Annotated in this window: 12 protein-coding genes and 1 pseudogene; 7 read left to right on the forward strand and 6 right to left on the reverse strand. The window is 59.0% G+C overall.

Translation table 11 applies throughout. From position 1 onward, the window contains the following. Positions 1-10: 10 nt before the first annotated feature. The 3 genes and pseudogenes from BLU25_RS15330 to BLU25_RS15340 all read right to left on the reverse strand — a co-directional run bounded on the left by BLU25_RS15330 (position 11) and on the right by BLU25_RS15340 (position 1,764). Positions 11-649, reverse strand: a complete 639-nt coding sequence (locus tag BLU25_RS15330) for a thiol:disulfide interchange protein DsbA/DsbL (protein WP_016782754.1) — start codon at positions 647-649, stop codon at positions 11-13. A gap of 200 nt (positions 650-849) precedes the next feature. Further along, the gene (locus tag BLU25_RS15335) at positions 850-1,470 is read right to left on the reverse strand and encodes a c-type cytochrome (protein ID WP_016782753.1); all 621 of its coding nucleotides are present in this window, start codon (positions 1,468-1,470) and stop codon (positions 850-852) included. 46 nt (positions 1,471-1,516) lie between these two features. After that, positions 1,517-1,764 (reverse strand): annotated as a pseudogene (locus tag BLU25_RS15340) (c-type cytochrome). A gap of 190 nt (positions 1,765-1,954) precedes the next feature. Here BLU25_RS15340 and yihA point away from each other — a divergent pair. Then, positions 1,955-2,605, forward strand: a complete 651-nt coding sequence (yihA, locus tag BLU25_RS15345; RefSeq protein WP_016782752.1) for a ribosome biogenesis GTP-binding protein YihA/YsxC — start codon at positions 1,955-1,957, stop codon at positions 2,603-2,605. A 331-nt stretch (positions 2,606-2,936) separates the two neighbouring features. On the opposite strand, the gene polA is transcribed toward yihA, so the two are convergent. After that, complete coding sequence (gene polA / locus BLU25_RS15350) at positions 2,937-5,705, reverse strand: DNA polymerase I (RefSeq protein WP_016782751.1); 2,769 nt, start codon at positions 5,703-5,705, stop codon at positions 2,937-2,939. 74 nt (positions 5,706-5,779) lie between these two features. Here polA and BLU25_RS15355 point away from each other — a divergent pair, with 74 nt between their 5' ends. Continuing rightward, positions 5,780-6,070 carry a DUF2782 domain-containing protein gene (locus BLU25_RS15355; RefSeq protein ID WP_016782750.1) on the forward strand — a complete coding sequence of 97 codons (291 nt, stop codon included), beginning with the start codon at positions 5,780-5,782 and terminating at the stop codon, positions 6,068-6,070. A 56-nt stretch (positions 6,071-6,126) separates the two neighbouring features. Continuing rightward, positions 6,127-7,077 (forward strand): homoserine kinase, encoded by a 951-nt coding sequence (locus tag BLU25_RS15360; RefSeq protein ID WP_016782749.1) that lies wholly within the window; start codon positions 6,127-6,129, stop codon positions 7,075-7,077. Positions 7,078-7,224: 147 nt separating this feature from the next. Here the strand turns inward: BLU25_RS15360 and BLU25_RS15365 are convergent, their stop codons facing one another. Further along, the gene (locus tag BLU25_RS15365; protein WP_371836903.1) at positions 7,225-8,154 is read right to left on the reverse strand and encodes a zinc ABC transporter substrate-binding protein; all 930 of its coding nucleotides are present in this window, start codon (positions 8,152-8,154) and stop codon (positions 7,225-7,227) included. A 57-nt stretch (positions 8,155-8,211) separates the two neighbouring features. Between BLU25_RS15365 and BLU25_RS15370 the strand changes: the two genes are divergently transcribed. From BLU25_RS15370 to BLU25_RS15385, 4 genes are read left to right on the forward strand one after another with little or no spacing between them, the layout of a single operon-like run. Next, positions 8,212-8,694, forward strand: coding sequence for a Fur family transcriptional regulator (locus tag BLU25_RS15370; protein ID WP_016782747.1), 483 nt, complete (start codon positions 8,212-8,214; stop codon positions 8,692-8,694). Beyond that, positions 8,694-9,482, forward strand: a complete 789-nt coding sequence (znuC, locus tag BLU25_RS15375) for a zinc ABC transporter ATP-binding protein ZnuC (RefSeq protein WP_016782746.1) — start codon at positions 8,694-8,696, stop codon at positions 9,480-9,482. The genes BLU25_RS15370 and znuC overlap by 1 nt, the downstream gene beginning before the upstream one ends. Continuing rightward, positions 9,475-10,263, forward strand: a complete 789-nt coding sequence (gene znuB / locus BLU25_RS15380) for a zinc ABC transporter permease subunit ZnuB (protein ID WP_016782745.1) — start codon at positions 9,475-9,477, stop codon at positions 10,261-10,263. The genes znuC and znuB overlap by 8 nt, the downstream gene beginning before the upstream one ends. Before the next feature lie 37 nt (positions 10,264-10,300). Continuing rightward, positions 10,301-11,020, forward strand: a complete 720-nt coding sequence (locus tag BLU25_RS15385) for a PA5502 family lipoprotein (RefSeq protein ID WP_016782744.1) — start codon at positions 10,301-10,303, stop codon at positions 11,018-11,020. Between the two features lie 61 nt (positions 11,021-11,081). Here BLU25_RS15385 and katE read toward each other — a convergent pair whose 3' ends face one another. Continuing rightward, the gene (gene katE, locus BLU25_RS15390; RefSeq protein WP_081481087.1) at positions 11,082-13,271 is read right to left on the reverse strand and encodes a catalase HPII; all 2,190 of its coding nucleotides are present in this window, start codon (positions 13,269-13,271) and stop codon (positions 11,082-11,084) included. Between the last annotated feature and the right edge of the window lie 50 nt (positions 13,272-13,321).

Genomic DNA, 13,321 nt, shown 5'->3' on the forward strand with positions numbered 1-13,321 from the left:
AGGGCGCCGCTTAGTTTTTTGCGCCCGCTGCACGCTCTTTGGCGATCAGCTGGTCAGCCACGCTCAAAGCGCCTTCAGGGCCACCGGCAGTGCCCAGGTCGAAGCGGTACTTGCCGTTGACGACCATGGTCGGTACGCCGGAGATTTGATAGGCCTGGGCCTTTTTCTTGGCGTCTTCAACCTTGCCTTTGACGGCGAACGAGTTGTAAGTGCTCAGGAACTTGTCTTTGTCGATGCCTTCGCCGGCCAGGAAATCAGCCATTTCCTCTGGGGTAGCCAGCTTCTTGCCGTCGTGGATGGCCTGGAACACGGCTTTGTGAACCTTGTTTTCAACGCCCATGGCTTCAAGGGTGATGAACAATTGGCCATGAACATTCCAGATCCCGCCAAACATGGCAGGGATACGTACGAAGCTCACGTCGGCCGGCAGTTTTTCTGCCCACGGATTGATGGTTGGCTCGAAGGCGAAGCAATGCGGGCAGCCATACCAGAACAGCTCGACGACTTCGATCTTGCCAGGCACGGCAACCGGAACGGCGCTGCTCAGCTCTACATATTGTTTGCCCGCTTCAAGCGGCTCGGCAGCTTGAGCGGTCATGCCAAACAGGCTGGCACTGACGAGAGCGGCGCTGAGAATCAGATTACGCATGCTTTACTCCTGGACAGATAAGGTCATATCAACGTGACCTGTATTCAGACAGGTCCATGCTGGCTTGAGTTCGATAGTGTAACTGTAGACGCGATGCAAAAGGGCAGCCGAAGCTGCCCTTTGAGGTTCACATTCAAGGATTAAACGATCGTTAACGTGACCACTGGTTTCAAGACCTGGCCCCGCCGACCGTGCTGACCTTAGTGCAGGCCTTGAATATAGCTGGCCAGCGCCTTGATGTCCTTGTTGCTCATTTTAGCCGCGATGCCGCGCATGATCATCGAGTCGCCATCGTTGGTACGATCGCCTTCGCGGAAGTCTGTCAGCTGTTTCTCGATATAGCTGGCATGTTGGCCGCCCAGATGTGGGAAACCGGCAGCGGCAAGGCCCTGGCCGTCTGGCGAGTGGCAGCCGATGCACGCTGGCATGCCTTTCTCAAGGTTGCCACCACGGAACAGGGCTTCGCCCTGGGCAACCAGTGCCGGGTCTGCAGCGCCGACCGAGCCTTTCTGGCTGGAGTAGTAGGCAGCGATGTCGGCAAGGTCCTGATCGTTCAGGTTCGCCAGCAGGCCGGTCATTTCCAGCACCTGACGCTTGCCATCCTTGATTTCATGCAACTGCTTGAGCAGGTAACGATCACCTTGCCCGGCCAGCTTGGGGAAGTTTGGGGCCATGCTATTGCCGTCCGGACCGTGACAAGCGCCACATACAGCGGTTTTTGCCTGACCTGCAGCAGCATCACCTACCACAACGGCGCCTGCAGCCTGGGCAATACCGCTGACGCCCAAGGTCAACAGCAGACTCACGAGTAATTTGTTCATCAGCTAATCCAACTACGGCTAAGGGTTAAAGAGTTCTGGGCCGGGCTCACTCGCTTATCCACTGTAGGACAGTTCGGTGATCCTCGACACTGCAGTCCATGCACAAACCACGCGGCGGCATCGCCTTGAAACCCTGGGTCACGTGTTGCACCAGCGCTTCCATACCTTGCTCTAACCTTGGCCGATAAGCTGACCTGCATGGCAGACAATACAAACGCGGTTGTACACGGCTTCCGGATCCTGTGTAGCCTGAATGCTGTAACGTGGCATCAAGACACCGGCACCAGCAGTCATAAAACGACCTTTTCAGGGTTGGGAGCCTGCTGCGTTCTAATGCGCAACCTGGGTTTTTCGCTCCCGTGTTCTTCATCCTACGCTGGGACAAAGCGCACACAAAATCTGCGGCATTATATACTGGCGTCACTGAAACGGAAACGACACGCTCGCCGCGTCCATTCCTGACGCCGCTCACATCGGAAATCCCATGCAACTCAAGAACCCCATTCTCGGTCTGTGCCAACAGGCCACCTTCATGCTCAGCGCTGCCAAAGTCGATCAATGCCCCGATGACGAGGGCTACGAAGTCGCGTTTGCCGGGCGTTCCAACGCCGGCAAGTCCAGTGCCCTCAACACTTTGACCCACGCCAGCCTGGCGCGCACGTCGAAAACTCCGGGCCGTACCCAGCTGCTGAACTTCTTCAAACTGGACGAAGAACGTCGTCTGGTCGACCTGCCGGGTTACGGTTATGCCAAGGTGCCGATCCCGCTGAAACTGCACTGGCAGCGTCACCTTGAGGCGTATTTCGGCAGCCGTGAAAGCCTCAAAGGCGTGATCTTGATGATGGATATCCGTCATCCAATGACCGATTTCGACCTTTTGATGCTGGACTGGACCGTGTCCAGCGGCATGCCGATGCATATTTTGCTGACCAAGGCCGACAAACTGACGTACGGCGCTGCAAAAAATACATTGCTTAAAATCCAGTCGGATATTCGCAAGCAATGGGGCGATGCCGTCACCATCCAGTTGTTCTCCACGCCCAAGCGCATGGGCCTGGAAGAGGCGTACACCGTGCTGGCGCGCTGGATGGAACTGCCGAACAAAGGCGAAGAGCTGGTCGAGGCTGACGAGTAACACATCGCAGGCAAAAAAAACCCCGGACTTCGCATGGGGGGAAGGAGGTCCGGGGTTCAAGTACTGAACCGCTAGGGCGTGGTTCAGATATCTGCCAACACTTAACACAACATTAGGAGCTTTGAAGGGCTTCACCACCCATTCAATAAATCTGAGTGGTGTTGGCAGATTTAGTTCCGGGAGCCTAAAAACTCTTTGGAATAAGCCCGGTCTCTGCAGCAGCAATAAATTTTTAGTGTGGGAGCGGGCTTGCTCGCGATGGCATCAACGCGGTCATTGCGACAGACCGCGTCGCCTGCATCGCGAGCAAGCCCGCTCCCACATCCCCTCATTAATGCGCCTCATCCCAGTTGTTGCCCACGCCTACTTCAACCACTAGCGGCACATCCAGCTTCGCCGCTTCGCTCATGTGTACCCGCACTTCATCACGCACCTGGTCCACCAGGTCTTCGCGTACCTCCAGCACCAATTCATCGTGTACTTGCAGGATGACACGGGCATCGAGGCCTGATGCGCTGAGCCAGTTATCCACAGCCACCATCGCTTTCTTGATGATATCGGCCGCCGTGCCCTGCATCGGGGCGTTGATCGCCGTGCGTTCTGCACCTTTACGCAGGGCCGGGTTTTTCGCGTTGATTTCCGGCAGGTACAAGCGACGACCGAAAATGGTCTCGACATAGCCTTGCTCGGCAGCCTGGGTGCGCGTGCGCTCCATGTAGTCCAGCACGCCCGGGTAACGTGCGAAATAACGGTCGATATAGGCCTGTGACTGCTTGCGGTCGACGCCGATCTGTTTGGCCAGGCCAAAGGCGCTCATGCCGTAGATCAGGCCGAAGTTGATGGCCTTGGCACTGCGCCGCTGGTCGGTAGTCACGTCCGCCAGCTCAACCCCGAAGACCTCGGCCGCTGTGGCGCTGTGCACGTCCAGGTTGTTGCGGAAGGCATGCAGCAAGCCTTCGTCCTTGGCCAGGTGGGCCATGATCCGCAGTTCGATTTGCGAGTAGTCGGCCGCCAGCAGTTTGTAGCCTTTTGGGGCAACAAATGCCTGACGGATCCGACGACCTTCGGCAGTACGGATCGGGATGTTCTGCAAGTTCGGGTCACTGGAGGACAAGCGCCCGGTAGCCGTCACCGCCTGATGGTAGGACGTATGAATCCGCCCTGTACGAGGGTTGATCTGCTCAGGCAGGCGATCGGTGTAAGTGCTCTTCAGCTTGCTCATCGAACGGTACTGCATCAGCACCTTGGGCAGCGGGAAGTCCTGCTCGGCCAGCTCCGCCAGCACGGCTTCGGCCGTCGAAGGCTGGCCCTTGGCCGTTTTGCTGATAATCGGCAGGCCGAGTTTTTCGTACAGGATCACGCCGAGTTGCTTGGGTGAGCTCAGGTTGAATTCTTCACCGGCAATGGCAAAAGCCTCACGCTCAAGCGCAACCAGCTTGTCACCCAGTTCAACACTCTGGATGCCCAGCAGGTTGGCATCCACCAGCGCGCCCTGGCGTTCAATGCGTGCCAATACAGGCACCAGCGGCATCTCGATGTCCGTCAGCACGCTGTTGAGGCTGGGGATGGCTGCCAGTTTTTCGTGCAGCACATGGTGCAGGCGCAGGGTCACGTCGGCATCTTCGGCCGCATACGGCCCGGCCTGTTCCAGGGAAATCTGGTCAAAGGTCAGTTGCTTGACGCCCTTGCCGGCAATGTCCTGGAAGCTGGTGGTGGTGTGGCCCAGGTACTTGAGCGCCAGGCTGTCCATATCGTGGCGGCTGCCGGTGGAGTCGAGCACATAGGACTCCAGCATGGTGTCGTAGGCAACGCCCTGCACCATGATCCCGCACGCTTGATCACCACCGATGGCGCAGTTGGCCAGAATATTCATGTCGTACTTGGCGTGTTGTCCGACCTTGGCTTTGCTCGGGTCTTCCAGCAGCGGCTTGAGGGCACGCAAGACGGTGTCGCGGTCCAGTTGCTCCGGCACGCCCATATAGGAGTGGGTCAACGGGATGTAGGCCGCTTCGCCGGGTTTGACCGCGAACGACAAACCCACCAGTTGCGCTTGTTGCGCGTCCAGGCCGGTGGTTTCGGTGTCAAAGGCAATCAGCTTGGCGTCATTGAGCTTTTGCAGCCATACGTCAAACCGCGCCTGATCGAGGATGGTTTCGTATTGCTGCTCGGCCTCGGCAGGCGCCTCGGGGGCTTCGTGCACGATCACCTGGCCAGCACGCTTGGCCTCGCGCTCGACCTCGGCGATCCAGCTTTTGAACTCAAGCTCGGTGTACAGCTCGATCAGTTTTTCGCAGTCAGGCGCCTTGAGGTGCAAGTCTTCCAGGCCGATATCCAGCGGCACATCGATCTTGATCGTCGCCAATTGATAGGACAAAAACGCCATTTCCCGGTGTTCTTCGAGTTTGGCAGGCAAGTTTTTGGCACCGCGAATGGGCAGGGTCGGCACGATATCGAGCTTTTCGTACAGATCGACCAAACCACCGCCTACGCCCACCAACAAGCCGGAGGCTGTCTTGGGGCCAATGCCCGGCACACCTGGGATGTTGTCAGACGAATCGCCCATCAACGCGAGATAATCGATGATCTGCTCGGGCGAAACGCCGAATTTTTCTTTGACGCCTTCGACGTCCATCACGCTGCCGGTCATGGTGTTGACCAGGGTGATATGGCCATCGACCAGTTGGGCCATGTCCTTGTCACCGGTGGAGATGACCACTGGTCGGTCTGCTGCCGCGCTGCTGCGGGCCAGCGTGCCAATCACATCGTCCGCCTCGACCCCTTCAACGCATAGCAAGGGGAAGCCCAGCGCGATTACGCTGGCGTGCAAGGGTTCGATTTGTACGCGCATGTCATCGGGCATGCTCGGACGATTGGCCTTGTATTCGGCGTACATGTCATCGCGAAATGTCCCGCCCTTGGCGTCGAAAACTACCGCGAACGGACTGTCCGGGTACTGCTTGCGCAGGCTTTTGAGCATGTTCAACACGCCCTTTACGGCGCCGGTCGGCAGCCCCTTGGACGTAGTCAGCGGCGGCAGCGCGTGAAAGGCGCGGTACAGATATGAAGAACCGTCCACCAGGACGAGGGGAGCTTGGCTCATGAGCAGGATCAACCTTTTCGGCGAGTCCGGCGCTAGAATGTCCGGACCAATGACGACAAAGGGACAAGGTTATCATGCGCACACTCAATCGCCTGTTGCTGACCGGTTTGTTTGCACTCACTCCGCTGGTAACCTTCGCAGCAGATGAAGCAGTCACCGCCGATCCAGATGTAACCATTCGCACGGAAGGCGATAAAACCATTCAGGAGTACCGTCAAAACGGTTTCCTGTACGCCATCAAGGTCACCCCAAAAGGGGGCAAACCGTACTTCCTGGTACGCGCTGATGGTACTGATGCCAATTACATCCGTTCCGACCAGCCGGATATGCTGATTCCTTCGTGGAAAATCTTCGAATGGAAGTAGCGTCTTAACTTTAATTGGCGCCGCCTGGGGCGGCGCCCGTACTGGCAATTTAAATCATGTCTGTATTCACCCCACTGACTCGCAGCGAGTTGGAAACCTTCCTTGCGCCTTATGAACTCGGGCGTTTGCTCGATTTCCAGGGGATTGCTGCGGGCAGCGAAAATACCAACTACTTCATCAGCCTGGAGCAGGGTGAGTTTGTCCTGACCCTGGTTGAACGCGGCCCGGTCAAGGAAATGCCGTTCTTTATCGAGCTGCTGGATGTGCTGCATGACGCCGATCTGCCGGTGCCTTTCGCCTTGCGCACTGTTGACGGCCAGGCCCTGCGCGAGCTCAAGGGCAAGCCGGCGCTGCTGCAGCCGCGCCTGGCGGGCAAGCATATTCGTGAAGCCAACGCCCAGCATTGCGCCCAGGTGGGTGACTTGCTCGGCCACTTGCACACCGCTACCCGCAACAAGGTGCTGGAGCGCAAGACCGACCGCGGCCTGGACTGGATGCTGACAGAAGGGCCAGCCCTGATGGCCGGTTTGTCGCCTGATTCGGCACAATTGCTGCAGAAGGCATTGCAGGAAATTACCGAGCGCAAGGCACAGATTCTGGCGTTGCCTCGGGCCAATCTGCACGGTGACCTGTTTCGCGATAACGCGATGTTCGAAGGCACTCATTTGACCGGGCTGATCGACTTTTACAACGCCTGCTCGGGCCCGATGCTGTACGACGTGGCCATTGCCCTGAATGACTGGTGTGCCGACGAAGACGGCCAGATCGACGCCCCTCGCGCCCGTGCGCTGCTGGGCGCTTATGCTGCGCTGCGCCCGTTCACTGCGGCTGAAGCCGAGTTGTGGCCGACGATGCTGCGTATTGCCTGCGTGCGGTTCTGGCTGTCGCGCCTGATCGCAGCCCAGACCTTTGCCGGTCAGGACGTGCTGATTCACGATCCGGGCGAGTTCGAAAAGCGCCTGGCTTTGCGCCAGACAGTAACCGTACAGCTGCCGTTCGCGTTGTAACAAACGCTGAAATCAACGGTGGGAGCGGGCTTGCTCGCGATGGTAGCGACGCGGTGTATCTGAACAACCGCGTCGATCCAATCGCGAGCAAGCCCGCTCCCACAGAGGTTCTGGCATGCAGTACAGCGCAATACCAGCGGAGCTGGTTTACAAACTCTCCAGGCAACCCGCCAGGTCGTTGCCGAGTTTTTCCAGCAACTGCTCATACCCCTGTGCTGTCGCCGGGGTGTAGCCGCCCAGGGCATCCAGCTCTGCCAGCTTGACCGGCAACCCGGCGGTCAGGGTGTCCGCCAGACGCGGACGCAGCGGCGGGTCGCTGAATACACAGGTCTTGCCCACTTCCTGCAAACGCTTGCGCATGGCCGCTACATGCTGGGCGCCCGGCTGCACTTCCGAAGCCACACTGAAGGTCCCGGTGTGCTTGAGGCCGTAAGCACTTTCAAAATAGTCGTAGCCTTCGTGGAAGACGAAGAACGGCTTGTCGGCAATCCCGGCCATACGCTGCTTGAGGCGCGCATCCAGGGCATCGAGACGCTCATTGAAAGCCTTCAGGTTGCTCTGGTATTTGCCTGCGTTGGCAGGGTCTTTTTCGCTCAGGTCCGCGGCCATTTTTGCCGCAATCACCCGGGCATTGTCCGGGGCCAGCCACAAATGCGCATCCAGGGTGCCGGGGCGATGATCGTGGTCATGTTCGGCGGTATCTTCTTCGTGGGAATGGCTATCTTCGGCGAAATGACGCAGTTTCAAGCCCGGCAGGGTTTGTACCGTCACCGATGGCAGGGTCCGGCCCTTGATCACCCGTGGCAGAAACCCTTCCATGTCCGGGCCGATCCAGTACAACAGGTCCGCCGACTGCACACGCCGTACGTCGGATGGGCGCAGTGCATAATTATGCGGCGAGGCATTGGGCGGCAAAAGCACCTCCGGATGCCCCACGCCGTCCTGCACGGCAGCAGCAATCAGCTGCAGGGGTTTGATGCTGGTCAGCACGTTGACCTCGGCCCGGGCCGGGTTGATCACAAGCAAACTGGCGCTTAGAGCAAGAAAAAGAGACAAAAAACGGGGCACGATGAGCACTCATGTGGGCTGAAACAGGTAACATAATAACGTCTCTCTCAATAATCGTCGCCGCCCATGCCTATTACACCGCTTGCCAGCCGTCCCCATGACCACTCTCATTGTGTCCACAGTGCGCTGACCGAGGCCGATACCCTGTGCGCACAAAAGGGCCTGCGCCTGACCGCATTGCGTCGTCGGGTGCTGGAGCTGGTGTGGCAGAGCCACAAGCCGCTGGGCGCCTACGACATTCTGGCGGTGCTGAGCGAGCAGGACGGCCGCCGCGCCGCGCCACCGACCGTTTATCGGGCACTGGACTTCCTGCTCGATAATGGCCTGGTGCATCGTATTTCGTCGCTCAATGCCTTTGTCGGCTGCAGCCACCCTGAACATCCGCATCAGGGTCAGTTCCTGATTTGCCGCAACTGTCATGCGGCCATCGAGCTTGAGCAAAAAGCTATCAGCGACGCGATTGTGCAGAGCGCCCGCGATGTCGGCTTTACTGTCGAAGGCCAGACCGTCGAAGTGGTCGGTTTGTGTTCGGGTTGCCGGGAGGCCTGATGAGCGCAGCATTGATTCGCCTGCAACACGTCACGGTGACGTATGACGGGCAAAACGTCCTCGACAATATTGAGCTGAGCGTTGAGCCGGGCCAGATCGTGACCCTGATCGGCCCCAATGGCGCCGGCAAGACCACGCTGGTCAAGGCCGTGCTCGGCCTGCTCAAGCCTACCCGTGGCAGTGTCTGGCGCAAGCCCAAGCTGCGGGTGGGCTATATGCCGCAAAAATTGCACGTCGACCCGACGCTGCCGCTGTCGGTGTTGCGCTTTTTGCGTCTGGTACCCGGCGTGGACCGTGCCCAGGCCCTTGACGCACTCAAGGAGGTGGGCGCTGAAAAGGTCATCGACAGCCCGGTGCAAAGCGTGTCCGGCGGTGAGATGCAGCGGGTGCTGCTGGCCCGCGCACTGTTGCGCAAACCTGAATTGCTGGTGCTCGACGAGCCGGTACAGGGCGTGGACGTGGCCGGCCAGTCGGAGCTGTATGCCCTGATCACCCGTTTGCGCGACCGCCACGGCTGTGGCGTGCTGATGGTGTCCCACGACTTGCATCTGGTGATGAGCACCACCGACCAGGTGGTGTGCCTCAACCGCCACGTCTGCTGTTCCGGGCATCCTGAGCAGGTGAGCGGCGACCCGGCCTTTGTCGAGCTGTTTGGCAAAAACGCACAAAGCCTGGCGATTTATCACCACCATCACGACCATGCCCATGACTTGCATGGCGCGGTGGTCAGTGAAGACGCCCCGGCTGCACACACTCATGTACATGGAGAAGGCTGCAAGCATGGCTGATTTTCTGCTTTACGCCCTGCTGGCAGGTCTGGCTCTGGCAATCGTTGCAGGCCCTCTGGGGTCCTTTGTGGTGTGGCGTCGCATGGCCTACTTTGGCGACACCTTGTCGCACGCGGCTTTGCTGGGCGTGGCGATGGGCTTTTTGCTGGATGTGAGCCCGACCATTGCCGTGACCGTGGGCTGCCTGTTGCTGGCCGTGTTGCTGGTTACGCTGCAGCAGCGTCAATCGCTGGCATCCGACACTTTGCTCGGAATTCTCGCCCCCAGCACCTTGTCCCTCGGGCTGGTCGTACTAAGCTTCATGCATGAAGTGCGGATCGACCTGATGGCGTATTTGTTTGGTGACCTGCTGGCCATCAGCCCAACCGACCTGATGTGGATCCTGGGCGGCAGTGCGGCGGTACTGGCCTTGCTGGTTGCCCTGTGGCGGCCATTGCTGGCGATTACTGTGCATGAAGAGCTGGCGATGGTTGAAGGCCTGCCCGTGGCGGCGTTACGCTTGGCCTTGATGCTGTTGATCGCGGTGGTGATTGCCGTGGCGATGAAAATCGTCGGCGTGCTGCTGATCACGTCCTTGCTGATCATTCCGGCGGCGGCGGCCCAGCGCCATGCCCGCTCTCCGGAGCAAATGGCACTGGGCGCCAGCGCGCTGGGCATACTGGCCGTATGTGGTGGCCTGGCACTGTCATGGTTCAAGGACACGCCGGCAGGGCCGTCGATTGTGGTGTGTGCCGCTGCACTGTTTTTGCTGAGTTTTGTTCTGCCCCGTCGAGGGGTGTAGACTTGCTTGTTTTTTGCGCACTTAGAGAGCCGCAGGAATGAAGCTGTTCAACTCCCGTTACTTGCTCCTGGCCGCATTTTCCTTGCTGCTGGGCGCCTGCCAAAGCACGCCGTCGGCCGATACTACTGCCGCCGACGCTCGCGCTACGGCCATCGCACAGCTGGAGCAAAACCTGGCCAGCAGCGAACTCGCGACCGCTGAAGACCAACTGAGCGCCTTGCAGGCTCAAACCCCGGATGATCCGCAATTGGTGCAGTACCAGCGCCAACTGGCCGAGGCCTACCTGCAACGCAGCCAGATCGTTCTGCAAAAGGGTGATGTCAATGCTGCAGCCACTGCCCTGAGCCGTGCCCGCGCGCTGATGCCCAAGGCCCCTGCGCTGACCGGTGGCGTCAACAGCGCCATCACCCAGGCCCGCAAGGCCGAGCTGGACAAGGCCGAAGCTGCGCTCAAGGCTGCTGAAGCCCGGCCGCCTGCCAAGGTGATCGACCCGGCGGCCGAAAGCACCACCGTTGCACTGAACATCAACGATATTGCCAAACTTCGCCATCAACTGGATTTGATCGCTCAAGATATCGTTAATTACCAGTGTGCTGTCAGCCTGCAGGTTCCGCGTACCGCGGACTACCCCTGGCTGGCCACACTGATCAGCAAGCGGGTCAAGAAGCTCGACCCCGGGTTTGACCTCAAGCTGGAGCGTCAGATCATTCGCCATGTGCCTGCACAAATGGTGCTGATCCCTGCCAAGGCGGAGTAAATCGCCCGGGCATAAAAAAACCCGTAGTAGCCACCGGCTGCTACGGGTTTTTTATTGAAGACTAGGCCGGTATTGCCTTGGCCCTGGCCTCACGCGCCCATACACGATGTTGCCCGATTGCCGCAAAGAAGCCCTTCAGGTCCTTGGCTTCCTTGAGCACCAGCAGCCCTTCATCCGCCTGCAAATGCAGCACGTCCAGCAGTTGTCCGGCTTCGCCGTGCAAGGCGATGGCCTTGAGGTGTTTGTAGGCTTCCAGCAGGTAGTGCAAAGCCACGCCGTCGCCGCTCAAGGCCTTGATCGACGCTGCGCCGCCCGGCACATACACCGCGTCGAACGCCACCGAGGGCAAGCCTTCCATCGACGCATCCACCGCGAGCAAATTGCCTTCAGCTGTCTTGACCGGTGCCGAGGTCGGCCCCAGTAATTTGCCGTGGGCACCCTCGGCGGCCAGCGCCTGTTTCAGGGCATCGATCGCTTTGCCATCCACCCCGTTGGCGGCCAGAATCGCGACCTTGCGGGTTTTGATATTGCCCGGCAACAGATTGGCCTGACTCAAGGCCGGGGACTTGGCGATACCGGTCTTGCGCTCGGCCACTGTGCCGGCCTTGGGCGCAGGCAACCCCAGGTTCTGCGCTACGCGCCCGGCCAGGCCCAAATCGATATTGGCCAGGATTTCGTCCACTTGGCGCGCCCGGATATGCTCGCGCTCCACCTTGCCCAGCTCGAAACTGTAGGCGGCGATGATGTGCTCTTGCTCGTGTTTGCTCATGCTGTTGAAAAACAGCCGCGCCTGGGAGAAATGATCGCTGAACGACTCGCTGCGCTGACGGATTTTGTTGGCATCGATACGCTCCGGGTAGCTCTCGAAACCGCCGTCCCTGGCGGCGGGTGGCGTTTCTTTTGGCCAGCCCCCGTCAATGGAGTTGGGTTCGTAAGCCGCACGGCCCTTGTGGATCGTGCTGCGGTGCTGGGCATCGCGCTGGTTGTTGTGGAACGGCGCGACCGGACGGTTGATCGGGATTTCATGAAAGTTCGGCCCGCCAAGACGGCTGATCTGCGTGTCTGTGTAGGAAAACAGGCGCCCTTGCAGCAACGGATCGTTGGAAAAATCGATCCCCGGCACGATATGCCCCGGGCAGAACGCAACCTGCTCGGTTTCTGCGAAGAAATTGTCCGGGTTGCGGTTGAGCACCATTTTGCCCAAGGGTGTGATGGGTATCAGTTCTTCGGGAATCAGCTTGGTGGGGTCAAGAATGTCAAAATCGAACTTGTGTTCGTCTTCCTCCGGGATGATCTGCACCCCGAATTCCCACTCCGGGTAATCGCCCGTTTCGATGGCGTCCCACAGATCACGGCGATGGAAGTCAGTGTCTTTGCCTGCGAGCTTTTGCGCTTCGTCCCACACCAACGAGCAAGTACCTGCGCTCGGCCGCCAGTGGAACTTGACGAAGTTCGCCTGGCCTTCAGCGTTGATAAAGCGAAAGGTATGCACGCCGAAGCCTTGCATGCTTCTCAGGCTTTTCGGAATGGCCCGGTCGGACATGGCCCAAATAACCATGTGAGCAGATTCCGGCACTAGTGAGACAAAGTCCCAGAAGGTGTCATGAGCCGAGCCTCCGGTAGGGATTTCATTGTGCGGCTCGGGTTTTACGGCATGAACAAAGTCAGGAAACTTGACCGCGTCTTGTATGAAAAAGACCGGCATATTGTTGCCTACCAGATCGAAGTTGCCTTCGTCGGTGAAAAACTTGACCGCAAAACCGCGAACGTCACGCACCGTATCCCCGGAGCCCCTCGGGCCTTGCACGGTGGAGAAACGCACAAACACCGGGGTTTGCTTGCCCGGATCCTGCAGAAAGCCCGCCTTGGTCAGGGCGCTGTGGGACTTGTACGCCTGAAAATAGCCATGCGCCCCGGTGCCTCGCGCGTGCACGATGCGCTCGGGAATCCGCTCGTGGTCAAAATGCGTGATTTTCTCGCGCATGATGAAGTCTTCGAGCAACGACGGACCGCGGGAGCCGGCCTTGAGGGTGTTTTGATTATCAGCAATCTTCACCCCCTGGTTGGTTCTTAATGCCTGGTCCGTGGCGTCATCGCGAAAGGTTTCAAGGCTTTGCAATTTGACGTTGGTGTTGCCACGATCCAAGGTGTCGGTGCCGGCCATCTGGCTCTTGTTGGAAGACGGTTTTTTGCTGCTCATCAGACTAAACTCCTTGTTTGCGAAGCCCTGTGCATCAGGCCCTGTCGACAAATACCGCCGAGGCGGATGCGAGTTGCCTAAGTACTGACGCCTGGCCTCTA

The organism is Pseudomonas fragi, assembly GCF_900105835.1.
Classification (GTDB): domain Bacteria; phylum Pseudomonadota; class Gammaproteobacteria; order Pseudomonadales; family Pseudomonadaceae; genus Aquipseudomonas; species Aquipseudomonas fragi.

Coding starts and splice junctions, on each gene's coding strand:
- BLU25_RS15330 (WP_016782754.1), bottom strand. CDS start 649: ATGCGTAATCTGATTCTCAGCGCCGCTCTCGTCAGTGCCAGCCTGTTT.
- BLU25_RS15335 (WP_016782753.1), bottom strand. CDS start 1,470: ATGAACAAATTACTCGTGAGTCTGCTGTTGACCTTGGGCGTCAGCGGT.
- yihA (WP_016782752.1), top strand. CDS start 1,955: ATGCAACTCAAGAACCCCATTCTCGGTCTGTGCCAACAGGCCACCTTC.
- polA (WP_016782751.1), bottom strand. CDS start 5,705: ATGAGCCAAGCTCCCCTCGTCCTGGTGGACGGTTCTTCATATCTGTAC.
- BLU25_RS15355 (WP_016782750.1), top strand. CDS start 5,780: ATGCGCACACTCAATCGCCTGTTGCTGACCGGTTTGTTTGCACTCACT.
- BLU25_RS15360 (WP_016782749.1), top strand. CDS start 6,127: ATGTCTGTATTCACCCCACTGACTCGCAGCGAGTTGGAAACCTTCCTT.
- BLU25_RS15370 (WP_016782747.1), top strand. CDS start 8,212: ATGCCTATTACACCGCTTGCCAGCCGTCCCCATGACCACTCTCATTGT.
- znuC (WP_016782746.1), top strand. CDS start 8,694: ATGAGCGCAGCATTGATTCGCCTGCAACACGTCACGGTGACGTATGAC.
- znuB (WP_016782745.1), top strand. CDS start 9,475: ATGGCTGATTTTCTGCTTTACGCCCTGCTGGCAGGTCTGGCTCTGGCA.
- BLU25_RS15385 (WP_016782744.1), top strand. CDS start 10,301: ATGAAGCTGTTCAACTCCCGTTACTTGCTCCTGGCCGCATTTTCCTTG.